This is a genomic window from Bacteroides sp. MSK.20.12 (assembly GCF_019052435.1).
In the GTDB taxonomy this organism is placed as follows: domain Bacteria; phylum Bacteroidota; class Bacteroidia; order Bacteroidales; family Bacteroidaceae; genus Bacteroides; species Bacteroides xylanisolvens.
On the sequence record NZ_JAHQVH010000017.1, the window covers coordinates 87,190 to 112,095 of the forward strand.

The 24,906-nt window shown below is 44.3% G+C and carries 21 protein-coding genes and 1 pseudogene; 19 read left to right on the plus strand and 3 right to left on the minus strand.

The window, feature by feature from the left end:
- Positions 1–239: 239 nt before the first annotated feature.
- Genes KTR06_RS11100 through KTR06_RS11115 form a run of 4 tightly spaced genes read left to right on the plus strand, consistent with a single transcriptional unit; the run spans position 240 to position 4,124 of the window.
- The gene (locus tag KTR06_RS11100; protein WP_217290352.1) at positions 240–1,637 is read left to right on the plus strand and encodes an RtcB family protein; all 1,398 of its coding nucleotides are present in this window, start codon (positions 240–242) and stop codon (positions 1,635–1,637) included.
- Between the two features lie 4 nt (positions 1,638–1,641).
- Complete coding sequence (gene prfH, locus KTR06_RS11105) at positions 1,642–2,262, plus strand: peptide chain release factor H (RefSeq protein ID WP_217290353.1); 621 nt, start codon at positions 1,642–1,644, stop codon at positions 2,260–2,262.
- A gap of 43 nt (positions 2,263–2,305) precedes the next feature.
- A complete protein-coding gene (locus KTR06_RS11110) occupies positions 2,306–3,040 on the plus strand; it encodes an RNA ligase family protein (protein WP_008025652.1) in 735 nt (244 codons plus the stop codon).
- Positions 3,015–4,124, plus strand: coding sequence for an AAA family ATPase (locus tag KTR06_RS11115; RefSeq protein WP_217290356.1), 1,110 nt, complete (start codon positions 3,015–3,017; stop codon positions 4,122–4,124). Before KTR06_RS11110 ends, KTR06_RS11115 begins: the two co-directional genes overlap by 26 nt.
- A gap of 364 nt (positions 4,125–4,488) precedes the next feature.
- Here the strand turns inward: KTR06_RS11115 and KTR06_RS11120 are convergent, their stop codons facing one another.
- Together KTR06_RS11120 and KTR06_RS11125 are read right to left on the minus strand one after the other, a co-directional pair.
- The gene (locus KTR06_RS11120; protein WP_217290354.1) at positions 4,489–5,988 is read right to left on the minus strand and encodes an L-lactate permease; all 1,500 of its coding nucleotides are present in this window, start codon (positions 5,986–5,988) and stop codon (positions 4,489–4,491) included.
- Positions 5,989–6,080: 92 nt separating this feature from the next.
- Positions 6,081–6,494: pseudogene (locus KTR06_RS11125) on the minus strand (tetratricopeptide repeat protein); the annotation flags it as partial.
- 235 nt (positions 6,495–6,729) lie between these two features.
- Here KTR06_RS11125 and KTR06_RS11130 point away from each other — a divergent pair.
- The 5 genes from KTR06_RS11130 (at position 6,730) to KTR06_RS11150 (ending at position 14,112) form a co-directional block, all read left to right on the plus strand.
- On the plus strand, positions 6,730–8,274 hold the full coding sequence (locus tag KTR06_RS11130) for an acyl-CoA carboxylase subunit beta (protein ID WP_008643569.1): 1,545 nt from the start codon (positions 6,730–6,732) through the stop codon (positions 8,272–8,274).
- 57 nt (positions 8,275–8,331) lie between these two features.
- Positions 8,332–9,843: an acetyl-CoA carboxylase biotin carboxylase subunit gene (gene accC, locus KTR06_RS11135; RefSeq protein WP_008643568.1), complete on the plus strand. Its 1,512-nt coding sequence runs from the start codon at positions 8,332–8,334 to the stop codon at positions 9,841–9,843.
- A gap of 29 nt (positions 9,844–9,872) precedes the next feature.
- Entirely contained in the window at positions 9,873–10,397 is a 525-nt protein-coding gene (locus KTR06_RS11140; protein ID WP_008025626.1) for a biotin/lipoyl-containing protein, read from the plus strand.
- An 87-nt stretch (positions 10,398–10,484) separates the two neighbouring features.
- Entirely contained in the window at positions 10,485–12,836 is a 2,352-nt protein-coding gene (locus KTR06_RS11145) for a PAS domain-containing protein (RefSeq protein ID WP_120069036.1), read from the plus strand.
- Positions 12,837–13,068: 232 nt separating this feature from the next.
- Entirely contained in the window at positions 13,069–14,112 is a 1,044-nt protein-coding gene (locus tag KTR06_RS11150; protein ID WP_120069032.1) for a site-specific integrase, read from the plus strand.
- A 234-nt stretch (positions 14,113–14,346) separates the two neighbouring features.
- Here the strand turns inward: KTR06_RS11150 and KTR06_RS11155 are convergent, their stop codons facing one another.
- Complete coding sequence (locus tag KTR06_RS11155) at positions 14,347–14,601, minus strand: hypothetical protein (RefSeq protein WP_120069029.1); 255 nt, start codon at positions 14,599–14,601, stop codon at positions 14,347–14,349.
- A 340-nt stretch (positions 14,602–14,941) separates the two neighbouring features.
- Here KTR06_RS11155 and KTR06_RS11160 point away from each other — a divergent pair, with 340 nt between their 5' ends.
- The 10 genes from KTR06_RS11160 to KTR06_RS11205 form a co-directional block, all read left to right on the plus strand.
- On the plus strand, positions 14,942–15,316 hold the full coding sequence (locus KTR06_RS11160; RefSeq protein WP_120069026.1) for a hypothetical protein: 375 nt from the start codon (positions 14,942–14,944) through the stop codon (positions 15,314–15,316).
- A 36-nt stretch (positions 15,317–15,352) separates the two neighbouring features.
- Entirely contained in the window at positions 15,353–16,732 is a 1,380-nt protein-coding gene (locus tag KTR06_RS11165; protein WP_120069022.1) for a DUF3575 domain-containing protein, read from the plus strand.
- Positions 16,729–17,865: a DUF5119 domain-containing protein gene (locus KTR06_RS11170; RefSeq protein WP_243636495.1), complete on the plus strand. Its 1,137-nt coding sequence runs from the start codon at positions 16,729–16,731 to the stop codon at positions 17,863–17,865. Before KTR06_RS11165 ends, KTR06_RS11170 begins: the two co-directional genes overlap by 4 nt.
- A gap of 60 nt (positions 17,866–17,925) precedes the next feature.
- A complete protein-coding gene (locus KTR06_RS11175) occupies positions 17,926–19,203 on the plus strand; it encodes a fimbrillin family protein (protein WP_243636494.1) in 1,278 nt (425 codons plus the stop codon).
- Positions 19,204–19,336: 133 nt separating this feature from the next.
- Complete coding sequence (locus KTR06_RS11180) at positions 19,337–21,082, plus strand: fimbrillin family protein (protein ID WP_165861929.1); 1,746 nt, start codon at positions 19,337–19,339, stop codon at positions 21,080–21,082.
- Positions 21,083–21,102: 20 nt separating this feature from the next.
- Positions 21,103–22,590 (plus strand): fimbrillin family protein, encoded by a 1,488-nt coding sequence (locus tag KTR06_RS11185; RefSeq protein ID WP_120069014.1) that lies wholly within the window; start codon positions 21,103–21,105, stop codon positions 22,588–22,590.
- Positions 22,591–22,769: 179 nt separating this feature from the next.
- On the plus strand, positions 22,770–23,312 hold the full coding sequence (locus KTR06_RS11190; RefSeq protein WP_008771222.1) for a transposase: 543 nt from the start codon (positions 22,770–22,772) through the stop codon (positions 23,310–23,312).
- 216 nt (positions 23,313–23,528) lie between these two features.
- Positions 23,529–23,843 carry a nucleotidyltransferase domain-containing protein gene (locus KTR06_RS11195; RefSeq protein WP_015532942.1) on the plus strand — a complete coding sequence of 105 codons (315 nt, stop codon included), beginning with the start codon at positions 23,529–23,531 and terminating at the stop codon, positions 23,841–23,843.
- A complete protein-coding gene (locus KTR06_RS11200) occupies positions 23,840–24,250 on the plus strand; it encodes a HEPN domain-containing protein (RefSeq protein ID WP_049702466.1) in 411 nt (136 codons plus the stop codon). The genes KTR06_RS11195 and KTR06_RS11200 overlap by 4 nt, the downstream gene beginning before the upstream one ends.
- Positions 24,251–24,338: 88 nt before the next feature.
- The coding region (locus tag KTR06_RS11205; RefSeq protein ID WP_217290355.1) for an AAA family ATPase at positions 24,339–24,906 on the plus strand (568 nt) is incomplete at its 3' end.

Sequence of the window (24,906 nt, forward strand, 5' to 3'; positions counted from 1 at the left end):
GCTTTGCAACTTATTATTTTTTATATTGAACTGATGGTTCTTACATTGACCGCAATTCTACTAACAGGCGGCAATGGTTGATTAGTCCTGCAATCACATTTATTATTTTTTAAATTAATCACTTCAATGCGGTGGGAGGGTATTTTATATCCGTATCCTAAGCATTGGTATCACGTGTATTGCATCGTCGTTTGCCGGTGAGGCTGACAGGGAATGCTGTATGCGAATGAAAAAAGAGTATGGGAATACGATTAAAAGATTTAAGTAAACTGGGATACCGGGATAATGTTGCCCGCAGTCTGGTGGTGGATATTGTGAGCAAACATTGCAAATATAACACGAAAGAACAGATTGAAATGACATTGAGCGATATACTCGAGCATCCCGAATCTTACAAAAACAATGAAATATGGAATAAGCTGGCCGAACGCCTTTCGCCGACTATAATAGCGAAAGAGTTTATAGCTTATGATTTACTGGATGAGCCGTTGATGTATAAAACCTATGGAGGTAAATTTATCGAGACGCTTGCCAAACAACAGATGAACCTGGCTATGCGCTTGCCCGTAACAGTGGGTGGAGCATTGATGCCTGACGCTCATGCCGGATACGGGTTGCCTATCGGTGGAGTGCTTGCTACGGATAATGCGGTGATTCCGTATGCCGTAGGAGTTGATATCGGCTGCCGGATGAGTCTGACAGTATTCGATGCCGGAGCAGATTTTCTGAAACGGTATGCCTATCAGATGAAAGAAGCCTTGAAAGACTTCACCCATTTCGGTATGGATGGCGGATTGGGTTTTGAGCAGGAACATGAAGTGTTGGATAGGGAGGAATTCCGTCTGACGTCTTTATTGAGGGACTTGCATGGAAAGGCCGTCCGTCAACTGGGGAGTTCCGGTGGTGGCAATCATTTTGTAGAGTTCGGCGAGATCACTTTGCAAGAAAAAAACGTATTGAATCTTCCGGAAGGAAGTTACTTGGCGTTGCTGTCACATTCCGGTTCACGAGGGTTGGGGGCTGCTATTGCAAAACATTACAGTCTGCTGGCACGTGAAGTGTGCAGGCTTCCCCGTGAAGCACAACATTTTGCCTGGCTGGATTTGAATACTGAAGAGGGGCAGGAGTATTGGATGAGTATGAATCTGGCGGGTGATTATGCCCGTGCCTGTCATGAACGGATTCATTTGAATTTGGCGAAAGCCTTAGGGTTGAAGCCTCTCGCTAATGTCAATAATCATCATAACTTCGCTTGGAAAGAGGAAATAACACCGGGACGTATGGCAATCGTCCATCGTAAAGGAGCCACTCCGGCGCAAAAGGGACAAGCGGGATTGATTCCCGGAAGTATGGTCACCCCGGGTTATCTGGTTTGTGGCAAAGGGGTGGAAGAAGCGTTGAATTCGGCTTCTCATGGAGCCGGCAGGGCAATGTCCCGCCAAAAGGCAAAAGATAGTTTTACGCAATCGGCTTTGAAGAAGTTGCTGTCGCAAGCAGGAGTAACTTTGATTGGTGGGAGTGTGGAAGAAATGCCGTTGGCATACAAGGACATTGACAGAGTGATGTATACGCAGGAGACGCTGGTGGAAGTGCAGGGTAAATTTATGCCTCGCATTGTACGAATGAATAAGGAATGACGCAATGAAAGAAAAAGTCTATTTACAGATTACTTCCGGCAGAGGACCTGCGGAATGTTGCCGGGTAGTGGCTTTAGTGCTCGAAAGAATCGTGAAACAAGCACAAGCGAGAGGTTTGAAAGTGGAAATGATAGAGCGGGAGGTAGGACCGGTGAACCGTACTTTGCTTTCGGCTGTCATTTCCCTTCAAGGGGCAGCCTGTGATGAAGTGGTGGATGAATGGGAAGGAACGGTGCTATGGATAGCTCAAAGTCCGTATCGCATTTATCATAAGCGGAAAAACTGGTTTGTCGGTGTTCATTCGTTTGTTTTGTCCGAGAGTCAGGAGGTTACGGAACATGATTTCCGTTATGAAACCTTGCGTGCTTCCGGACCTGGCGGACAACACGTCAACAAGACAGAATCGGCAGTACGTGCGGTGCATATTCCTACGGGAATGAGTGTGGTAGCTTCCGACCAACGCTCGCAATGGCAGAACAAGAAACTGGCAACAGAACGTTTATTGGTGAAACTCTCGTCCTGGACGATGGAACAAGCCATGATTCAGGCACAGGAAAACTGGGTCAGTCACAATCATCTTCAGCGGGGGAATCCGGTGAAGGTGATTCAGGAATCACTCGTTTAGCTGTGCAAAAAAGAATGAGTATTTAATTAAAAAGAAGAAGAAAATGATATCAGAGAAATATGGTCGTACCTATCACTATCCGTTCTCTCCCGGAACGACTAGTGATGACCGGATTAATCATACGTATTGGGAAGATATCCAACGGATTAAGACATTGGTTCATACCGAGAAGTTGGATGGAGAGAATAATTGTTTAAGTCAGTGGGGTGTCTTTGCCCGTTCGCATGCGGCTCCCACCACTTCGCCCTGGACGAGGCAACTGCGGGAACGTTGGGAATTGATAAAGAATGATTTGGGTGATATAGAAATCTTTGGAGAAAATCTATACGCCATACATTCTATTGAATATCAGCGATTAGAAACGCATTTTTATATCTTTGCAGTTCGTTGCATGGATCAATGGTTGTCATGGGAAGAAGTGAAGTTTTATGCAGCTTTATTTGACTTGCCTACGGTTCCGGAGTTGAAGATAGAACCTGTTTCCGGTTTAACGCCGGAACTTTTAAAACAGGAAATCATCGATATGTCACAAGACCCGTCTGTTTTCGGTTCATGTGATCCGTGGACGAAAGAGGCTTGTACTCGTGAAGGAGTAGTCAGCCGCAATATCGAGGAATATCCGGTAAGCGAATTTGCGCATCATGTGTTTAAATATGTGCGAAAAGGACACGTCAAAACAGATGAGCATTGGACGCGTAATTGGAAACGTGCCCCGCTTGTCTGGGAATTGAGTAATGAAAAGGAGAATAATGATGAATTGGAAATTGATAGAAGATAAATCATGGTGCTCACTCGAACAGCAGTTCGAGTGGGTACGCGAAATGAATGTAGTCCCGCAGGATACTCGTCATCACGCGGAGGGAAGTGTGGCCGAGCATACCCGTATGGTGTTGGAAGCATTGCAGCAGTCTTCTGCTTATCATACTCTCCCCACCTTGGAGAAAGAAATTATTTGGACATCTGCATTGTTGCATGATGTTGAAAAGCGTTCGACTTCCGTGGATGAAGGAGAGGGACGGGTATCTGCTAAAGGGCACGCCAGAAAGGGAGAGTATACTGCCCGTACTGTTTTATACCGGGATTGTCCTGCTCCGTTCCATATCCGAGAACAGATTGCGTCTTTAGTCCGGTATCACGGATTGCCTGTTTGGCTGATGGAGAAACCGGATTCTGTAAAGAAACTCTGTGAAGCTTCTTTACGGGTAGATACCTCATTGTTGAAGATGTTGGCCGACGCTGATATCAGAGGACGTATTTGTGAAGATAAGAATGGGCTGTTGGAAGCTGTGGAACTGTTTGAGATTTTCTGTCGCGAACAAGATTGTTGGAGTAAACCGAGAGAGTTTGCCACAGATTGTGCACGCTTTCATTACTTCCATGCAGAAGACAGTTATATTGATTATATCCCTCACGAACAGTTTAAATGTGAAGTGACGATGTTGTCAGGACTTCCGGGAATGGGGAAAGACTATTATATTCAGTCTGCTGGTATGGATATGCCGGTGGTGAGTTTGGATGCCATTCGTCGAAAGTACAAATTGAGTCCCACGGATAAGTCGGCGAATGGACGGGTAGTGCAAATGGCGAAGGAAGAGGCTAGGACGTATCTTCGCAAAGGACAGGATTTTGTTTGGAATGCTACTAACATAACCCGTCAGATGCGTGCCCAACTGATTGATTTGTTTGTTGATTATGGTGCAAAAGTGAAGATAGTCTATCTGGAACAGCCCTATCACACTTGGCGTCAACAAAATAAAAGCAGGGAATATGCACTTCCTGAATCTGTTTTGGATAAGATGTTGGATAAACTGGAGGTTCCACTGCTGACAGAAGCGCATGAAGTGATATATCATGTGGTATAAGTAACTTGCAGAACCTATGCAGATAATGACTTGTTCATATAGGTAAACACTTTGTTTCAACGCTTGAAACATTTTGTTTCCCGGTGCGAAACACTTTGTTTCAAGGCTTGAAACACTTTGTTTCCTACGGTGAAACACTTTGTCCCAAGTAGTGAAACAAAGTGGAACTGCCGTCAAACCGGAAATTCTCCAGTGAGTAATGACAAGACGCTTACCGAGACAGGGTGAGGGTAAAAAGTTACCCTCACCCTACTCTCACCCTTACCCTCACACCTGTAACCATGATGAATAAGCCGTTTGAGCTAATAGTGAGAGGGTGTGAGGGTAAAGACATCGTAAACTTACTAGAGATATCTGTGGGTAATTAACTGAAAATATAAACAATAATTCCGGTAATCGCCACATATACTAACGCATAAGGAATAGCCGCTTTCAGTATTTCCCCTTCTTTTCCCTGTTGGTTTCCCGCAGAAGTAGCAATAGCAATACTTTGTGGAGAGATAATCTTACCACCTGTAGCACCTACTGTATTTGCGGCAGACAGCCAATCCGGGCTGACATGAATTTGCCCTGCAACACTTGCTTGCAACTTTCCGAAAAGGATATTGGAAGAGGTGTCGCTTCCGGTGATAAACGTTCCCAGACAACCGATGACCGGAGCAAACAGCGGGTATAAACTTCCCGTAGCCGTAGCCAGTGCCGTGGCAATCACAGCAATCATTCCGGCACTATCCATAATCGTGGATAATCCCACAAGGCAGATCACTGTGATGAATGTTTTCTTTAATTGCTTCACTGTATTCCAAAGAACGATGAACAGGTCTTTTACTTTAGCCCCTTGAATCAATCCACCGATAAAAGTTCCGATGAAAAGCAATACTCCGGCATGAGTCAGCCAGGAAATAGTATAATTGACGGTGGAAGCATTGATGGGCAAACTGATTCGGGTTATCCAGTTATTCTCTAATGTATGACGCAATCCCGGGAAGAGGGGACTGGTCAGGATGATTAAAAATAGAATCAGTAAATAGATGCTCCATGCATTCAGTATATCTTTTGTTTTCAGATGGCTTTTCCGTGCTTTCTCTTCTTTAGAAGCAGTCAGTTTTCCATAAAGAACAATCACGATAATCGAAAGAATACTGCCGATAATGGCCGGAGATTCAGCACCCATATACTTGGCAGCCAGATATTGGCTGACTAAAGAGACTCCGCCTACTAATAAGGCAAGAAATATATTTTTGGGAAGCGATTTAAGTTTGGAGTCAGTAAGGAAAAGCAAAACCAGCGGAATCAGGAACATCAAAATGGATAACTGCAATACGACATTCGTGCTAAGATGCAATACATCCAAATTCGTTTCTTTGGCCAGCACCAATACCGGAGTTCCGATCGCTCCGAAAGCGGTGGCTACACTATTGGCTATCAAACTTACGGTTGCCGAAAAGATAGGCTTAAATCCCAGACTGATAAGAATGGCTGCCGGAATGGCAACTGCTGTCCCGAAGCCGGCCATCGCTTCCAGTAGTCCCCCGAATCCCCAAGTCAGTAATAACACCTGAATACTTTTATCGGTAGAAATAGAAGCGAATTGCTGTTTGATAATCTCCATCTTTTCTGTTTTCAACAATACGTTATAACTGAAAATAGCCATCAGGATAATGATTAAGATAGGAGAGACGGCTTTTAACGCCCCATATAAAAAGGAGTAAAACAGATTGTCTACTGAAAAAGCGAAGCCGAAAATAGCAATCAGCATCGTCACGATCAGAGAAATGATACTACTTTTGTCACCCGGCATTTTAAAGAATGCCATTAATATAATCAACAGTAACACCGGAATAATAGCAAGGATCAAGGTCATAATTATCAGATTTAAAAAGTGGAACGTCGTTTATTATTGATATAACAAACAAACGTCCCACTTTGGTCGGTTGAATAAAAAGATTTTTCTGTTTATTTCATCTTCACGCTAAGAATTTGTTGTAATTGTTTTAAGTTGGCCAGCGCAGCTTCGTTACCTAGCTTTGCTGCCTGCTCAAATGCAGCCATGGCACGGTTAATATCCCCGTTAAGGAAATTGTAGACTCCGGTATTGTTGATGAACTCGGCAGTATTGTGGTCGGCTTTCTCCATAAACTTCACTGCTGCATTCAAGTCTTTTTGTGATAAAGCGACAGCTCCTGCATTCAGGTTGGCTACGGCATCAGTCGGATACATCCGCACGGCGATATCGAATACATTAACGAAATCCTTGCTGCCTTTCGGATAGCTGTTGGCTACTTGATACATTTCATTCAAACTAAGATATTTCGGATTTTCCCGGATAATGATGCGGCCTTGTTCAACATCGAAGTTGACAACAGTATAGGTTTTATTAAAAATGATAAGCGATAAACAGAAAAGCGGGGAAGTTTGTTGTCGCAACCAGCCAAAAAAGCTCCCTAAATAAATGGATAAAGATGTTTTAAGGCATAAATGCTAACATTTTCCACACATGAGGCGTTCATTATATAAAAGTACTTTGTGTAATCAATATGACAATGATTTCATATATTACTGTTTATTTTTACACACACACATACAACTTTAATAACTACAGCCTATGAAAGAGCTTATTAGCAACCTGGAAGAACTGAACAGGAAAGCAGAAAAAGGCGGCGGAGACGCTCGCATTGAAAAACAACATTCTGTGGGCAAACTGACCGCCCGTGAACGCATCGATTTATTATTGGAGAAAGGTTCGTTTATCGAACTGGATAAGTTGGTAACCCATCGGTGTACCGATTTCGGTATGGAAAAGCAGAAATTTGCCGGAGACGGGGTAGTGACGGGATACGGTATGATTGGCAAGCGCCTGGTTTATGTCTTTGCACAGGATTTCACCGTATTTGGTGGAGCTCTTTCGGAAACGCACGCTAAGAAAATTTGTAAAGTGATGGACATGGCTATGCAAATGGGAGCACCCATCATCGGACTGAATGACTCTGGCGGTGCACGAATTCAGGAAGGGGTACGTTCTTTGGCCGGATATGCCGAGATATTCCTGCGCAACTCTATGGCATCCGGAGTGATTCCGCAGATTAGCGCGATCATGGGCCCATGTGCCGGAGGTGCGGTTTATTCTCCTGCATTGACAGATTTTATCCTGATGGTGAAAAACTCCGGTTATATGTTTATTACAGGACCGGATGTGGTGAGAAGCGTGACACAGGAAGAAGTTACTAAAGAGGAACTCGGCGGAGTAGGCGTACACATGACAAAGTCCGGTGTAGCTCATCTTTCTGCGGAGAATGATATTGAGTGTATTAATTATATTCGTGAATTGATCTCCTATCTGCCGGGAAATAATATGGAAGAGCCTCCGTTTGTAGCTACAAACGATTCGCCGACCCGTCTGACTCCGGAACTGGCTAATTTGATTCCAACCAATCCGAATCAGCCGTATAATATAAAAGAAATGATTGAAGCAGTGGCTGATGATAATAGTTTCTTCGAACTTCAGGCAGAATATGCTGCGAATATTGTGACCGGCTATATCCGGCTGAATGGAAAAACAGTGGGAGTGGTGGCTAATCAGCCATTGGTACTTGCAGGCACGCTGGATATTAACGCATCTGTCAAAGCTGCCCGTTTTGTCCGCTTCTGCGATGCTTTCAATATCCCTTTACTGACATTGGTAGATGTGCCGGGATTCCTTCCGGGAATCGATCAGGAATATGGCGGAATTATTCGTAACGGGGCAAAATTGCTTTATGCTTATTGTGAGGCTACAGTGCCGAAAGTTACGGTTATCACCCGCAAAGCATACGGTGGCGCTTATGATGTGATGAGCTCCAAGCATATCCGCGGAGATGTCAATCTTGCTTTTCCTACTGCCGAAATAGCTGTGATGGGACCGGATGGAGCTGTGAATATTCTTTTCCGTAAGGATATAGATAAGGCCGGAAACCCCGAAGAAAAACGGAAAGAACTTCAGGATGATTATCGCGGGAAGTTTGCCAATCCTTACCGGGCGGCGGAATTGGGATATGTGGATGAAGTGATTGATCCGGCGGTAACCCGTTTGCGGTTGATTCGAAGTTTCGAGATGCTTGCCAACAAACGGCAGTCTAATCCTCCTAAGAAACATTCGAATCTTCCGCTTTAATAAGTTGAGAGTGGAGAGTTGAGAATGGAGAGTATTCATTAAAAGAATAAAAAGATTATGATAAAGAAAATATTAGTAGCCAACCGCGGTGAAATAGCGATGCGAATCTTCCGTACCTGTCGGGTGATGAATATCTCGACGGTGGCTGTTTATACCCATGTAGACCGAGGAGCTTTGCACGTGCGTTATGCGGAAGAAGCCTATTGCATCTCCGAATCGCCTGAAGATACTTCCTACCTGAAGCCGGAATTGATATTATCCATTGCCAAAAAGACCGGAGCCGCTATTCATCCGGGATATGGTTTCTTGTCGGAGAATGCGGATTTTGCCCGTCGTTGTGAAGAAGAAGGAGTGATTTTTATCGGACCGAGTGCGGACATTATTTCCAAAATGGGAATCAAGACAGAAGCCCGTAAGATTATGCGTGAAGCAGGATTACCCATTGTTCCCGGAACCGAGACACCTGTGCAGGGGATTGATGAAGTGAAGAAAGTGGCCAATGAAGTAGGTTATCCTATTATGCTGAAAGCACTTGCCGGAGGTGGAGGAAAAGGAATGCGCTTGGTACGTACGGAAGAAGAAGTGGAAACGGCTCTTCGTTTGTCGCAATCCGAAGCAGGGACTTCTTTTGGCAATGATGCGGTATATATTGAGAAATACATCGAAAATCCCCATCATATCGAAGTTCAGATCATGGGAGATAAATATGGCAATGTGGTCCATCTTTACGAACGTGAATGTTCCATTCAGCGTCGTAACCAAAAAGTGATAGAGGAAAGTCCTTCTCCTTTTGTGAAAGAAGAAACGAGAAAGAAGATGTTGAAGGTTGCTGTGGAAGCCTGTAAGAAAATAGGATATTACAGTGCCGGGACATTGGAGTTTATGATGGATAAAGACCAAAACTTCTACTTTCTCGAGATGAATACCCGTTTGCAGGTAGAACATCCTGTGACGGAGGAATGTACGGGAGTTGACCTGGTTCGGGATATGATAACAGTTGCTGCCGGAAATCCGTTGCCTTATAAACAGGATGATATTCAGTTTAGCGGAGCAGCTATCGAATGTCGTATTTATGCGGAAGATCCGGAGAATAACTTCATGCCTTCTCCCGGGGTGATTACTGTTCGTGAAGCTCCCGAAGGGCGTAATCTGCGTCTTGACAGTGCCGCTTATGCCGGATTCGAAGTCTCTCTGCATTATGACCCGATGATTGCGAAACTTTGTTGTTGGGGACGTACCCGTGCTTCTGCCATATCCAATATGGCACGTGCTTTGCGCGAGTACAAGATTTTGGGAATTAAAACAACAATTCCTTTCCATCAACGTGTATTGAAGAATGCAGCTTTCCTGAAAGGCGAATATGATACAACGTTTATTGATACGCGCTTCGATAAGGAAGACCTGAAACGCCGTCAGAATACCGATCCGACAGTGGCTGTCATTGCTGCCGCAGTGAGACACTACGAGCGGGAGAAAGAAGCGGCTTCCCGTGCCACAACGCTTCCGGTAGTAGGCGAATCACTCTGGAAGTATTATGGTAAGTTGCAGATGACTGCTAATAATTATTGATTTGACACTAAAAAATAACAGAACAGATTATGGGTACAACATTAGCTACATATTACGCCAAGCTCCAGGACATGCCGGATAGTGAATATAAGGTGGAAATACTGGAGGACGGACCAATCAAGAAGATTGCAGTCAATGGTAAGATATATGAGGTCGATTATAACATGGGTGGCGACTCTATCCATTCGATCATCATCGATCACCACTCGCATGGAGTGCAGATTTCTCCCTCTTCCAATAATTCATATACAATCATGAATAAGGGAGAGCTTTATCAGATTGAATTGCAGGGAGAAATGGAGAAGATACATAATGCCCGCACTGCTGCCGAGTCTGTGGGACGTCAGGTAGTACAGGCACCGATGCCGGGAGTAATACTGAAGACGTATGTAAAGAAAGGAGACAATGTGAAACGTGGCGATCCGCTTTGCGTATTGGTGGCAATGAAGATGGAGAATGAGATACGTTCGGTGACGGATGGAGTAGTCAAAGAGGTGTTTGTGGAAGATGGCATGAAGGTGGCATTGAACGACCGGATCATGGTAATTGAATGATTTTCAAAAAAAAACTGGTTTTTGCGTACTTATCTTCAAAAAAATATTTACTTTTGGCAGATAAGTACGCATTTATTCTGATATATCATGAACACCGAACAAAACCAAAAAGCACTATTAGAACAGCTGGAAGCGCTAAAGAAAGAAAATGAGCAGCTCAAAAAGGAGCTTTCTATTCTTAGGAATGAGAATATAAGTAATCGTCCCGTTAGTTTCAAAGAAAAATATGCTGTCAGGATTCTGGACTCTTTGCCGGATATGCTGACTGTCTTCAATCAGAACGAAGTAGGCATTGAAGTTGTTTCCAATGAAGAAACCAATCATGTCGGGATATCAAACAAAGATTTTAAGGGAATGTATATGCGGGAAATGGTTCCACCGGAAGCATATCAGAATATTCACTCCAATATGCGTCAGGCTGTCAGCACGGGAGCTGTTTCAACTGCCCATCATGAATTGGATTTTAATGGTGAACATCATCATTACGAAAATCGTATCTTTCCGTTGGATGAGGAGTATGTATTGATTATGTGTCGTGATATAACGGAGCGGGTGACCACGCAAAGGCAACTGGAGGTTTTCAAGAGTGTACTCGATAAAGTGAGTGACAGCATTCTTGCCGTATCGGAAGACGGGACATTGGTTTATGCAAATAAGCAATTTATAGAAGAATACGGAGTTACTCAACAGATGGGTACCCAAAAGATATATGATCTGCCCGTCTCTATGACAACAAAGGAGGCGTGGGAAAGACGTCTTCAGGAAATACGTGACAATGATGGCACTTTTGCTTATCGTGCTGCCTATATGCGGAAAGGTGAAGATAAAGAGCGGATGCATCAAGTATCTACATTTCTGATTCGTGAGAATAATGAAGAACTGACTTGGTTCTTTACACAGGATATTACTGATGTTATAAAGAAACAGGATGAACTTCGCGAACTAAATCTATTGCTGGATGGTATTTTGAATAATATCCCAGTCTATCTGTTTGTGAAAGACCCGGAAAATGATTTTAGGTATTTGTATTGGAACAAAGCATTTGCCGACCATTCAGGTATCTCGGCGTCTAAAGCGATCGGACATACGGACTATGAAGTATTTCCGAGTCATGGAGACGCAGAGAAATTCCGTAAGGATGATTTGGAATTACTTCAGACCCATAAGCGTATTGATATGCAAGAAACATATCTTTCCGCCAACGGGGAAGCGCGTATTGTACAGACGTTAAAGGCGCTTGTGCCGATGGAAGGACGCAAACCGTTGCTGATTGGTATCTCTTGGGATATTACTAATCTTCAGAATATTGAGCAGGAACTGATAAAGGCAAGGATTAAGGCAGAGCAATCCGACCGATTGAAAAGTGCTTTCCTTGCTAATATGAGTCATGAGATCCGGACACCCCTGAATGCAATTGTAGGATTCTCTCAATTATTGCCTGCTGCCGAAACTGCTGAAGAGAAAAAGCTCTATTCGGGTATTATCAATCAGAATTCGGATATTTTGTTGCAACTGATTAATGATATTCTGGATTTATCGAAGATAGAAGCCGGGACACTGGAATATATCAAGCGTCCAATGAATCTGGGAGAAGTTTGCCGGACAATTTATGCTGTTCATAAAGAACGTGTGAAAGAAGGGGTAACTCTTGTTTTTGATAATGAGGATGAGAATTTATTCATTGAGGGAGATCAGAACCGTATCATGCAGGTGATAACGAATTTCCTGACTAATGCGAGTAAATTTACGTATGAAGGAGAGATTCGTTTGGGTTTTGAGCGGACGGATAAAAATATTCGTGTATATGTGAAGGATACAGGAATAGGAATAGAACCGGAAAAGGTAGACCATGTCTTCGAGCGTTTTGTCAAACTGAACTCTTTTGCGCAAGGCACAGGATTAGGGCTATCTATCTGTCAGATGATTATCGAAAAGATTGGTGGAGAAATAGGGGTGACTTCTGAATTGGGTAAAGGCTCTACGTTCTATTTCACGATTCCTTATGAAGAAGCCGGAGAACTCGGCGAAATCTTTAAAATGTCAAAGACGGAATCTAAAGGAAATACTGTAAATCGTGTGCAACAGATCAAAAAGATTTTGGTAGCGGAAGATGTAGAAAGTAATTTCATCCTGCTGAAGAATCTGATCGGCAGGGAATATACATTGCTTTGGGCTAAGGATGGGGTGGAAGCCATTGAAATGTATAAGCAGTATCAACCGGACTTAATTCTGATGGATATAAAAATGCCACGCATGGATGGATTGGAAGCAACGCATATCATTCGTTCTTATTCCAAAGAGGTTCCTATTATTGCTTTGACGGCTTATGCTTTTGAAACGGATAAAGAATTGGCTTTGGAGATGGGATGCAATGATTTTGTGACTAAACCGGTTTCAAAAGAAGCATTGGAAAAAGCATTAGAGAAATTCTCTGTGTGATTGATTCGAATCTAAATATATGATGGAAGCAGTAGAATTTCAGATTTCGAATTCTACTGCTTTTTGTTTATACAGAGATAGGATAAGTTTACTATTTCTCCTCTTTTACAACTTTCCTTCTTCTTTTTCAATGGCTATTATACTCGGTCATCGTTTAGCATTCGTAAACCTTCTGCTTGGTGTAGCTGTTTGCTGGTAATACGTTTAATGCGGAAATAAAAATCAGAGTATTATGGATGAAAAAGAAAAAATTACAGAAGTGACCAAAGTCGTGGAGATGCCTGATTTGGTGTCTTATATGCAGTTGGTAATTGAACAATTGGAAAATGCCAGGAAGCGTCCGGCGGCACATACGTATACCTATGCGCTGCGATCCTTCACGTTGTTTTGGGGTGAGGGTATGCCGATACCGGTGGATAAAGTTTTCACTTCCGGCAAATTGAAGGAGTATGAGGAATGGATGAGGCGGGAAGGGAGGAAAAGGAAAGACGGAGAACCGAAAGGTTTAAGTCTGAACAGCATCTCTACCTACCTGCGGAATCTGAAAGCAGTGTACAACCGCCTTGTTGATGAAAAGCTGCTACCTTATGACTCCAAACTTTTCGATGATGTGTACACGAAAGTAGAATCACAGATCAAACGTGCCCTGGATACGGAGCAGATGAATGTGTTGCTGTATACCGATTTTGAGCAATTGCCGAAAGGGTTACAGAGTCCGTTGGTTCATTTCCGGTTGATGTTCTTGTTCCGTGGAATGCCGTTTATTGACCTCGCTCATCTTCGCAAGCAGGATGTGATAGGAAATTATATTATCTATAGCCGCCATAAAACAGGGCGTCAGATGACAGTTCGCATTCCCCAGGAAGCGGCATGGCTGATGGAAAAGTTTAAAAATACGAATCCTGGTTCCATCTACCTATTCCCGATCCTGGACGGACAAAGCAGCTATCTATCTGCACTTCGCAATTTCAACAGAAAGTTGGAGAAGATAGCAGCATTGTTGCTGCCGGACGTTAAGTTGAGTTCATACACACCACGGCATACGTGGGCTACCCTGGCATTCTACTCCGGTGTAAGTGTCGGCATTATTTGCAAGGCATTGGGGCATTCTTCTATTAAGGTAACAGAAACTTACCTGAAACCTTTTGAGAATGAACGGGTAGACGTAGCAAATGATGAACTGATAACCTCTGTTGCAAAATGTGGAAAGAAGAAAAAAGTAGCATCGAAAATACCTTGTAACAGGTTTGGACAGTGGTTGTTACTTACCAAGTAACGGATTGAAAAAGAAGTTTATTACTTACCAAGTAACGGATTTGTTACGCTGGCAAAGTTCAATATATTTTCTTATAAAACCAAACAAAAGTTATAAAATCTTCGGTTAACCATTAAATTATATCTATTTTCAAACACAATATCCCCATAACTTCATACCATATTATACTTCTGTTCGCTAACGGACACGAAACCTCTTTCCATCTTTGAACTGTCAAAAATGGACTGTACGGCTCTACACAAGAAATATAAAGTGATTTTTATCTGCCACCTGCCACGAAACGGCTGTAACTATCCGGTATAGAGTAAATTGCGCCGTTGCAGATAGCGTTGCAGATAGGTGGCAGATGCGGGTATCTGCCACCTGTCCGGAGCGTATCTTATTATCTGTATCTTCTTCTATGCCACCTTCCTTTCGGTTTCCGGCTTTGAAACTTTGGTTTCCTCGTTGGAAATTGTAGTTTCCACAGTAGGATACTGTAGTTTCCACGGTTGGATACTGGAGTTTCCATGGTAGGATACTAGAGTATCTTCATAGGGATACTGGATTCCCCATAGTAGTGGACCCGGCGTTCAACAGCTCTCCCCTGACTGTTTGCCTTATTGACACACTTCTAAACTCCTGTCGGACGCAAGTGTGGCAGATACCTGCATCTGCCACCTATCTGCCACACTATCTGCAACGCTCCAATTTGTTTTATATCAGATAGTTGCGACCGTTTTGTGGCAGATGGCAGATAAAATACACTTTTTATTTCTTGTGTAGAGAAAATAAATTCCGGAAACAGGCTTTCTGTTACTTGGTAAGTAACGGTCTAAACAAAACAATTATGGTATTAACACAACTCACACAAACAGCTATCGCCATATTAAATGACATTACTTTACAGTCCGACACGCAATCGGCGAATATCTCTTTATCGTCGGAGGTGTGGAAAGAACTATTCCGAAAACTGGAATCCGGGGGATTAGTTCGTCGGTTACCGGGTAAAGAAGAATTTGTTCTTTCCTCCTACGAGATATGCCGCTCTATTCAGAAACTATCCTTACTTGAACTTCTGGCAATTATTGATGAACCTCTCCATTTTGAACGGCAGGTTTCTGAAACATCTTATTTTCATCACGGAGAGGGAGCCAAGAAACTGGGAATCCTTACCGAGGTGGTGCGTATATTCCTATCCGAAATAAAAATATCCGACTGGTAATTCAGCAAATCTCTTTCTTATGAAATCTTTGTTCTTATGAATAAGTTAATTGTATATATCAAACGTTTTACTGTCTGTTGCGGGCTATTATTCATTTTTCTGCTTAATAGTTACGCCCAACGTGATACCATTGGAGACAAATGTAGTCAGTCGATGGTGCTCTATTTTCGTTTTGACAGGGCGATAGTGGATAAGGGATATATGGGCAACAGCGAAACGCTCCATCATTTGGATGAAGTGCTTTCGGACAGTGCGTTAACCCACCGTATCGATTCTATCCGTATCCTGTCTTTTTCTTCACCGGAAGGTGACAGGAGCTATAACGAACGCCTGACCCGGAAGCGTTCTGTTGCCGTAAAAGGCTATCTGGTGTGGAAGTACCCGCATCTCGATCAACACCGCATCCATCTCCGCCCACAGGGAGAAAACTGGCAGGAACTCCGCCGTATGATAGCGGCTGATGAGAAACTGCCTAATCGGGACAAGGTGCTGCAAATAATGGACCATACCCCTGATGTGGACCGCTGCAAGAAGTTATTGCGGCAATTAGATGGTGGAAACTCTTATCGCTATATCCGCGACCATCTGCTGCGGTATCTGCGTAATGCTGCCGTATGTATGGTGTGGCTGCAACCGGATAGGCCGGATACATTGTCGACATCTGTTACTGAAAAAGACCGGTTGGTAAAGCAGGCCGAACAGGAACAAAGACGGCAGGAACAATTGCGACAGCAAGAGCAGGAACAACAAGAGCAGGAACAGTTACATCGGCAGGAACAGTTACAAGAACAACAAGAACAGTTGCAAGAACAACAAAAACAACAGCAACAGCAGCAATCAAACGCCCCGTTACTTAAAGAAAAACGTCCGTTTTTTGCTTTAAAGACCAACCTGTTGTTCGATGCCGCCCTGATGCCCAACATAGAACTTGAAATACCGATAGGCAAACGCTGGTCAGTGAACGCCGAATATATGTTCCCGTGGTGGCTATTCGACGGTGACAAATATTCCATGCAAATCCTTATGGGAGGTCTGGAAGGCCGCTATTGGTTGGGAAGCCATAAGAAACGCGAAAATAGTGAAGTGCTGACCGGGCATTTTCTCGGACTATATGCCGGAGGTGGCAAGTATGATCTGCAATGGAAGTACAACGGCTATCAAGGTGAATTCTTCATAGCTGCGGGTATCAGCTATGGCTGGGCGACACGCATAGCCCGTAATCTGCATTTGGAACTGAATATCGGTATCGGTTTATTGCGGACCGATTACCGTCATTATCACGTCCGCGACAATTACCAGACCTTGCTTTGGCAGGAGAACGGTAAATATACCTGGTTCGGACCGACCAAAGCGAAAATCTCGTTCGTCTGGTTGCTGAACCGTAAAGTGAAAGCAGGGAAAGGAGGTGTACGATGAACAGTGAACGATTCATACCTGGTGATGAACGGACCTCACTATTATTTGTCCGGATATGCGACAGGATAAATAATGGTATATATAAAAGGCCGGACGATAGGAGATGGATGATGTTTCTATGTTTGGTACTTCTTTGCCTAGTAGTTCTTTTTACGGGTTGCGAACGTCGCGCCCTCACCTATTACGAAGTGACGGAGCTTCATATCCTTGTCGATTGGAGCCAGTCCGGCCTGGCTGCCGAAGAAGAGAACTATGGTTCGACTATCCTCTTTTATCCGCGGGACGGTGGTGCTCCACACATTTTTCAGATGGGGGAACGCACTGGGGAAACCGTACGGTTGCCGATGGGGACTTATGATGCCATCATCTTCAACCGCTCTTTCAATGACTTTAGCAATATCGCCTTCCGTGGAGACAGTTATGAAACGCTGGAAGCGTATGCCCGGAAAGTGGAAACCCGCGTGGACGAAGTGACTCGTGTGGAAACACGTACCATCATCTCCTCGCCCGACGAACTGGCCGTCGCCACCCTCGAAGGCTTCATCGTGACGGAGGATATGCTAGGTAATTATAGCCAGACCACTTACGGGAGAACTGCTGCTTCCCGCACGGTGGAAGAGGAAACGGATGAAATTTATACCCTTCGCTTTGTCCCGAAAAAGTTGACTCGCAAGGTGGCTGCCGTGCTCCATATCGAAGGATTGAACAACATACGTTCGGCAACCTGCCGTTTGAGTGGAGTGGCAGAATCTATTTTCCTTGCCACCGGAAGGACGTCTGCCAACACTGTGACGCAGGAGTTTGAACCGTCGAATCCTGAATTTTATCCCGGTTCCCCTTTCAACGGTACACTAAGCTGTCACTTTGAGGTGTTTGGTCTCAATTACGCAGACAATAACAACCTGTATCTGGAAGCATTGCTCGTGGATGGGAAAACTGAATTCACCGGCGATTGTACCAATGTGAAGATCACAGAAAATGAAGATGGGACAGGAGTTATCACACTTATCCTGAAAGCCGATGCTACCGAAAAAGTACCGGATGTGAAGCCCGAAGGAGGTTCCGACTCCGGCTTCGATGTGGATGTGGACGGATGGGGAGACGACATCCATACCGATATTCCCATCAACTGATAAATGGAACAAATACGCAATAAACTTATATATGTATAATCACTTAAAAAAACAGAGACAATGAAAAGAATGAATGTTATGCTGTCAGCGTTGGTGCTATTGCTGCTGTCAGCCTGTTCGCAGAATGAAGTGACGGAAGTCAGTCCGGACGCCCACCCGCAGGTAGGATTCGGAGTGTATACGGGAGTGCCTACCAGAGGAGTGGACATGACTACGGAAAGTATGAAGGATGATCCGACAGATCCAAACAAGTACGGCGGTTTCGGTATCATGGGGTATTTTACGGGACAGGACGACTTTGAAACCGTAAAAAACAACGTGACCCCCAGCTTCATGCACAACCAGATGGTGGAATATAAGAATGGTGCCTGGACCTATTCTCCGGTGAAATATTGGCCGAACAGGGAACATGATAAGATTTCCTTCTTTGCTTATGCGCCTTACGAGGACGACTGGCGGAACGGTACGAAAGCGGGAGTTACAGTTTCCGAAGCTACTGTTAAGGGGATTCCTTACATCAGTTTCCAGTTAAAGCCGGAAGACAAGCTCGACAGAATGGTGGACCTTGTAGTTGCCGACCAGCGTGACAAGGAATATACTTCCTCAAATGCCGGCAAAGTAAGTTTTACTTTTGAACATACTCTTTCACGTATTTCCTTCAGGGCACAGTTGGGAGCCGGAGATTTCGCAGGTATGGACGGCACGAACAGTTTCGTCTATATCACCCACATGTGGATTGTAGGTACGGACCACAGTGCTGCCGGCAGTAATCTTTCGCTGATAGATCCGGCTTCACCCGCCAATGCAAAATCTAAATTCTACACGAAAGCCAAATGGGCGGAATTGCACTGGAACTACGGTTCGGATGCTGTCATTGCCGGACCTGACTTTAGCCTCGACAAAATGCTGGACGTGGAAAACCCGGGCATCGAAATTTCGAATCCTACTACCGGACATAATGCGGCTACAAAAGGGATCAGAATTTCCAGTAGTTCGCAAGGGACGGTGGACAAGGCCATTCCTCTTTTCAAGGATAAAACTTATCTTTACCTGATTCCGGTGGGAGAGACAAGCGGTACGGACTTGGTCCAGAACAAGGGATGCGCCCAAGGAGATATCAAAATAGGTTTCCATTACGACATTGCTACCAAAGACCAATCGAATCCCGGCAAGTTTATTGTAAGCCATGCAGAAGCTTTCATCAACCTGCCTGCCGGACACATGAAGCGTAAAGAATCTTATTTGTACACGCTGAAAATCAACCTGCGTAAGATTGAAATCAGTGATGCTGTAGTTACTCCGTGGACCGACATCAAGAACGAGGTTACAGTTGAGTAATCAAGTAAGAGATGACGGTTGAGTAACCGGTTCGTCCGGGTTCCACTCAAGGACCGGGCAGAGCTACAAGGCCGGGCGGGGTTGAATGTCCCTTTCCGGTCACTATGGAACAATTGAAAAAAGAAAGTTGAAAATGAATGGAACAAGTATGATGAACGGTATGAAATTTTTTCCGGTTATTGCTTTGAGCCTGTTGTTTGCCGCAGGTTGCGCTCCGGAGGGTGACGAAGTGGAATCGCTTCCCGTACCACTTACATTCTCCACTTCGGTAAGCGCGCAGACTCGCGCAGAAGAAATCACCACGGACAACCTGACCGCTGTGGGAATATTCGCCAGCCTCACACAAGGAGGATTTAATGCAATTACCGCCACACCCAATTTCATGTACAACCAGAAGCTGGAGAAAAGCGGCGGTGCGTGGACGTACTCTCCCATGAAATATTGGCCTGACAATAAAAAGGATTGCGTCAGTTTCTTCGCTTACGCCCCATACGTGGACGAGAAAGTGACAAGCGGCAGAAACCCGACATTTTCGGGCAGTACGGCAAAAGGGTATCCGACACTTACCTACTCTGTTTCCAATTCGACGAAAGACCATAAGGACCTGCTTGCCTCCGTTCCGTTACTGGACCGGACGTATGAAAATACGGCAGGAGGCCGCATCGGGTTCACGATGAAACATGCCTTGAGCAGGGTGAAGATCAGCATTAAAAGTGAGATGGCGATTAAAATAGTTACTTTGGGCATAATCAACGTCCCGATGACGGCAACACTGACATTTAATGACAGTGGCTTCAGTTGGGGAAAGTATACGAATACGACGTCCTGCATGGCAACTCTTAGTGGCAGTGTATCGGTGCCGGCCAATGCCGCCCAGGCGAAGGATTTGGCCACATATTTTCTCTTTCCCAACAAGGCTTCCGCTATCATTTCCCTCACCTACAGGCAGGAGGGGGAATCCAGTAATGTTTCGAGACAGACCGACTTTCCCACCGACCTGGTACAAGGCGAGGGGATGAGTATCCAGCTCAATGTGAAAAAAGGCGGCCTCTCGGTGACTGCTACCGCGGATACGGAATGGGGCAATGGCGGAGAACAGGCGGTGGTAAGTGATGTTGCCATCCCCGGTTATAGAGCCGACGACCTGAAGATAGGCGATTACTATTACAGCGACGGCACCACCTCCGATGGCGGTTACCGCAAATATTACGACGGTACCACCGAACTGCTCGAAGTCACGCCCGTGTTGACAGATGCAAGCGGTACCTCACGTACCGTTGTCGGCATTGTATTCCACGTGGGAAGGCATAAAACGGATACGGACTCCTATCTTAATACGGGACTCAAGTATGGAAGGGTTCGTGGTTATGTGCTGGCATTGAAGGATGCGCCGGGTAAGTATCTATGGGAAGACAAAGGCGGGTCTCCGCAATTTCCGGTCACGGGCATATCGGCTAATGAGAGTGACTGGCAGGGATTTTATAATCAGCAACAGGCGGAAACATTCGTAGCGAAGGCTGAGGAATGGGAAGGCTGGCAGATGAACAATTTTCCCGCATTTTACGCTTGCAAGAACTACACTCCGGCAGCTCCCGCAAGGAGTAGCGGTTGGTTCCTCCCTTCTCAAGGTCAATTGAAAGCTATTGGTGAAATTGCATATACACAGAGTCTGACGAATCAGGCAAATATAGCACCCAATATTTTGAGAGCAGGAGGAGAGGACTATGATAAAGAGGGTGGCTATTACTGGTCGAGTTCCGAGACTGAGAATGGCAATCGTGATTTTGCTTACAGTTATAACGTTTATGCGGCACAACGTCCCGGATTTTTCCACACCAGAGATGTGCCAAACTATGTCAGGCCCATTCTGGCTTTTTAGCAACTAATTTATTTTTAAAGATGAAACAACATATTCCATTCCCATCCTTATTTTTCGGTCTGCTTCTTATAGGTATATGGGGCTGCACCGATGAGACGGACCTGCCTGGCGCAGGCAGTGACAACGACGGACGAGGCACCATCACCGTGAGCGTCACCGACGACGGCTATCTCGCCTCCGCGGAAGAAGATACCCCTGCTACACGTGCCCAGGAGCTAGGTTATAAAACCGTTTTCACCGCAGGCGACCAGATAGGATTGTATGTCGTGAAGAACAATGCTGTCATAACGGGTTATGACAATCTCTGCCTCACTCTGGAGGCTGACGGCACATGGACACCTCCCGCAGACGTCACTCTGACCTACGAAGGCAAGGATATAGCCCGCTACTATGCCTATTATCCCTACCAGGCGGAAATGACAGGCAAAGTGACCGCTACCGCCACCAATGCTGACGGTTTCTTCAAACCGCTGGTGGATGGCTGGACTCCCGCCACCGACCAAGGTAACTATACCAAATATACCTCACAGGACCTCATGACCGGCATGGGCACGATAAGCGGCTATGCTGACAAGAAATGGAAGCTTACCTTCAGTCTCTCGCACCGCATGACACTGGCATTTATCAAAACCTCCTGTACGATCTATGAGTTCACAAATGCCTCATTACCAAACTACATTGTCCCCCCTATGAATTTAGCATTCGACGGATTCGCTCCTTTCCTCTCGGTAGATAAAGGCCTGTACCGCTTTCTCGTAAAGCCGGGTTCCACGACATCACTCGGAGGTGGCTACACGGATGCAACAACAGGCAGAAAAAGAGGATTTACATTTACACCCACTATTCCCGATGCCGGAAATTACAAAATTTATGATGTGGATAATGCAGTGATCACATGGAAAACGCACACGCTGCAAGTAGGGGATTTCTTTATGCAGGACGGTTTGCTAGTGGCAAAAGACCAGACGTTAACCGCTGAAGAACAGGGCAAATGCATTGGTATTGTTTATCGGATAGGAACAGGCAGCGGTGATGCGGTGGAGAATTACGAAGATAAGTTGACGGCCATCCACGGTTATGTGTTGGCGTTGCAGCAGTCATCGCAAAAGTGGGGAGACGCTTCCCGCGTGTTCGGTACAGGTACCAGTGGCGGTGCTGAACTTGGATATAAGAGTACCCGGATGATTATGGCTGTTGCTGCCAGTGAATCGAAGAGTTTTCCAGCATGTTCCTACTGTGTGAATTATACACCCGCGTCTGCCGGAATTACAAGCGGCTGGTATTATCCCACAACAGGGCAGGTACGAAATTTTGCGATTAGTGCCAACAGTAATGGGATTAACACCCAATTGGGTAAAATATCGGGCGCTACAACCTTCTCGGGGACGTACTCCTCAAGTTCCGAGCCTAGTGCAAGTCAATGTTGGGGAGTGCAGGTAGGAAGCAGTTCTTATTACTATGTCGGCAAAAGTTCCAGCAGGTATGCGCGTCCGGTGCTCACCTTTTAGCCTTACACTTTCTACTTTCAGAATATAAAGTAACTCGTTATCCGTCCCAGCGGATTTATAATCCGCTGGTCTTTCGTATCAGGATTTATAATCCACCTGTCTTCTCCGAACGTTTAAAATCTTTTGTCTCTTTCGATTTAAATCGTACATTTATCCTCTCTAATCAAATTAGTATACCAATGGATACTGCGAATCGAGTTTTAGATGAATTATATTTTGTTACTTCTACCGTTGTTGATTGGATAGATATCTTTACCCGTCCTAAATACAAGCATATAATTCTGGAGTCACTAGCCTATTGTCAGGAGAAAAAAGGCTTAAGAATTTATGCCTGGGTATTAATGAGTAACCATTTGCATATGATTGTCAGTTCCGGAACAGAAGCATCTGTTTCGGATATTCTTCGAGATTTTAAAAAGTTCACTAGTAAACGTATTATGGCAGAACTCGAAACCGATCCTCAAGAAAGTCGTCGCGAATGGATGCTGGATCGTTTTCGCTTTGCCGGAGCTAATGACAAAAAAATATCTAAGTATCGTTTTTGGCAAGAAGGTAATCATCCCGAATTAATTTATTTGCATGACTTCTTTCTGCAAAAATTGAATTATATTCATAATAATCCGGTGAAGCAGGAGATTGTTGCACGGCAGGAAGATTATTTATATAGTTCGGCGGTGAGTTATGCGGGTGATAAAGGACTGCTAGAGGTGATTGTAGTTTAGGAAGGCAAGAGGTTAAGGAGCGGATTACAAATCCTGATACTCAAGCAATCGGATTGCAAATCCGATTGAATGGAGCAGATTGAACAGAGAACGGAAACCTACTTTAAATGATTTTATGGCGAACTTTCATGTAAGATGTGATGTTGTTTAGATAGAAAAATGTATCTTTGTAATGTAGTAAGTTTGATTCATTCATGCATTTAGAAAGAGTAAGAAATGAAGAGACCGGAGATTATAGAAGCTATTCGTGAAACATTAAAACGTGTTGCTCCCAATGCGCAGGTTATTTTATATGGCTCTGAGGCGCGTGGGGATGCCAGGCATGATAGTGATGTTGATTTACTCATTTTAGTGGAAGGTGATAAAATGACATTGGCTAAAGAAGAAGCTATCACATTACCTTTATATGAATTGGAATTGAAAACAGGTGTTAGTATTAGCCCGATAGTTGTTTTGAAGAAATTTTGGGAGAACCGGCCTTTTAAAACACCTTTTTATGTAAATGTGATAAACGAAGGTATTGTCTTATGAAAGAAATTCTAGATAAGGAAAGTAAGAAAGCACTGGTCGCTTATCGGATACAACGTGCTTATGAAACATTGAGAGAGGCTGAGGTTATGATACGTGAGTCATTCTATAATGCTGCTATTAACAGGCTGTATTATGCATGCTATTATGCAACTGTAGCTCTTCTTTTAAAATATGATATTCAAACGCAGACTCATAATGGGGTGAAGACGATGCTTGGTCTGCACTTTATTTCGACAGGAAAACTTCCTGTAAAAGTAGGAAAAACTTTTTCTACATTATTTGAGAAAAGGCATAGTGGAGATTATGATGACTTTGTATATTGTGACGAAGAAATGGTAAACAACTTATATCCACAAGCGGAGACTTTCATAAATAGTATTCAAGAATTAATAAGAGATAAAGAGTAGGAATCTATACAAAGAAGGTGATCCGTCCCAGTGGATTTTGAATCCGCTTGCTTCACTTATGTGTTGTTGGTTTTTAAAAGAAGAGATTATGAGCAATAAAATTTATCCTATCGGTATTCAGAATTTTGAAAGCCTTCGTCAGGATGGTTATTTTTATATTGATAAAACGGCATTGATGTATCAAATGGTAAAAACCGGGCGTTATTACTTTTTGAGTCGTCCGCGCCGTTTCGGAAAGAGTCTGCTCATTTCTACTTTAGAGGCTTACTTTCAAGGAAAAAAAGAACTGTTTACCGGCTTGGCAGTAGAAAAGTTGGAAAAGGATTGGATTAAATATCCTATATTGCATCTCGACCTGAATATCGAGAAGTATGACACTCCGGAAAGTCTGGATAAGATATTGAATGATAATCTGGAATATTGGGAAAGCCAATACGGCACCCGTCCATCCGAGACATCTTTTTCCTTGCGTTTTGCAGGTATCATTCAGCGTGCTTGTGAGAAGACCGGACAACGTGTCGTTATTCTGGTAGATGAGTATGACAAACCTATGTTACAAGCTATCGGCAATGAAGAACTTCAAAAGCAATTCCGAAATACCCTGAAGCCATTTTATGGCGCTTTGAAAACGAAGGACGGGTATATAAAGTTCGCTC

What these genes read in the sequence shown, in the direction of transcription:
- KTR06_RS11150 (WP_120069032.1), top strand. Translation starts at nt 13,069, where the DNA reads ATGGATGAAAAAGAAAAAATTACAGAAGTGACCAAAGTCGTGGAGATG.
- accC (WP_008643568.1), top strand. Translation starts at nt 8,332, where the DNA reads ATGATAAAGAAAATATTAGTAGCCAACCGCGGTGAAATAGCGATGCGA.
- KTR06_RS11115 (WP_217290356.1), top strand. Translation starts at nt 3,015, where the DNA reads ATGAATTGGAAATTGATAGAAGATAAATCATGGTGCTCACTCGAACAG.
- prfH (WP_217290353.1), top strand. Translation starts at nt 1,642, where the DNA reads ATGAAAGAAAAAGTCTATTTACAGATTACTTCCGGCAGAGGACCTGCG.
- KTR06_RS11140 (WP_008025626.1), top strand. Translation starts at nt 9,873, where the DNA reads ATGGGTACAACATTAGCTACATATTACGCCAAGCTCCAGGACATGCCG.
- KTR06_RS11120 (WP_217290354.1), bottom strand. Translation starts at nt 5,988, where the DNA reads ATGACCTTGATCCTTGCTATTATTCCGGTGTTACTGTTGATTATATTA.
- KTR06_RS11190 (WP_008771222.1), top strand. Translation starts at nt 22,770, where the DNA reads ATGGATACTGCGAATCGAGTTTTAGATGAATTATATTTTGTTACTTCT.
- KTR06_RS11195 (WP_015532942.1), top strand. Translation starts at nt 23,529, where the DNA reads ATGAAGAGACCGGAGATTATAGAAGCTATTCGTGAAACATTAAAACGT.
- KTR06_RS11180 (WP_165861929.1), top strand. Translation starts at nt 19,337, where the DNA reads ATGAATGGAACAAGTATGATGAACGGTATGAAATTTTTTCCGGTTATT.
- KTR06_RS11160 (WP_120069026.1), top strand. Translation starts at nt 14,942, where the DNA reads ATGGTATTAACACAACTCACACAAACAGCTATCGCCATATTAAATGAC.
- KTR06_RS11100 (WP_217290352.1), top strand. Translation starts at nt 240, where the DNA reads ATGGGAATACGATTAAAAGATTTAAGTAAACTGGGATACCGGGATAAT.
- KTR06_RS11170 (WP_243636495.1), top strand. Translation starts at nt 16,729, where the DNA reads ATGAACAGTGAACGATTCATACCTGGTGATGAACGGACCTCACTATTA.
- KTR06_RS11130 (WP_008643569.1), top strand. Translation starts at nt 6,730, where the DNA reads ATGAAAGAGCTTATTAGCAACCTGGAAGAACTGAACAGGAAAGCAGAA.
- KTR06_RS11110 (WP_008025652.1), top strand. Translation starts at nt 2,306, where the DNA reads ATGATATCAGAGAAATATGGTCGTACCTATCACTATCCGTTCTCTCCC.
- KTR06_RS11185 (WP_120069014.1), top strand. Translation starts at nt 21,103, where the DNA reads ATGAAACAACATATTCCATTCCCATCCTTATTTTTCGGTCTGCTTCTT.
- KTR06_RS11145 (WP_120069036.1), top strand. Translation starts at nt 10,485, where the DNA reads ATGAACACCGAACAAAACCAAAAAGCACTATTAGAACAGCTGGAAGCG.
- KTR06_RS11200 (WP_049702466.1), top strand. Translation starts at nt 23,840, where the DNA reads ATGAAAGAAATTCTAGATAAGGAAAGTAAGAAAGCACTGGTCGCTTAT.
- KTR06_RS11165 (WP_120069022.1), top strand. Translation starts at nt 15,353, where the DNA reads ATGAATAAGTTAATTGTATATATCAAACGTTTTACTGTCTGTTGCGGG.
- KTR06_RS11175 (WP_243636494.1), top strand. Translation starts at nt 17,926, where the DNA reads ATGAAAAGAATGAATGTTATGCTGTCAGCGTTGGTGCTATTGCTGCTG.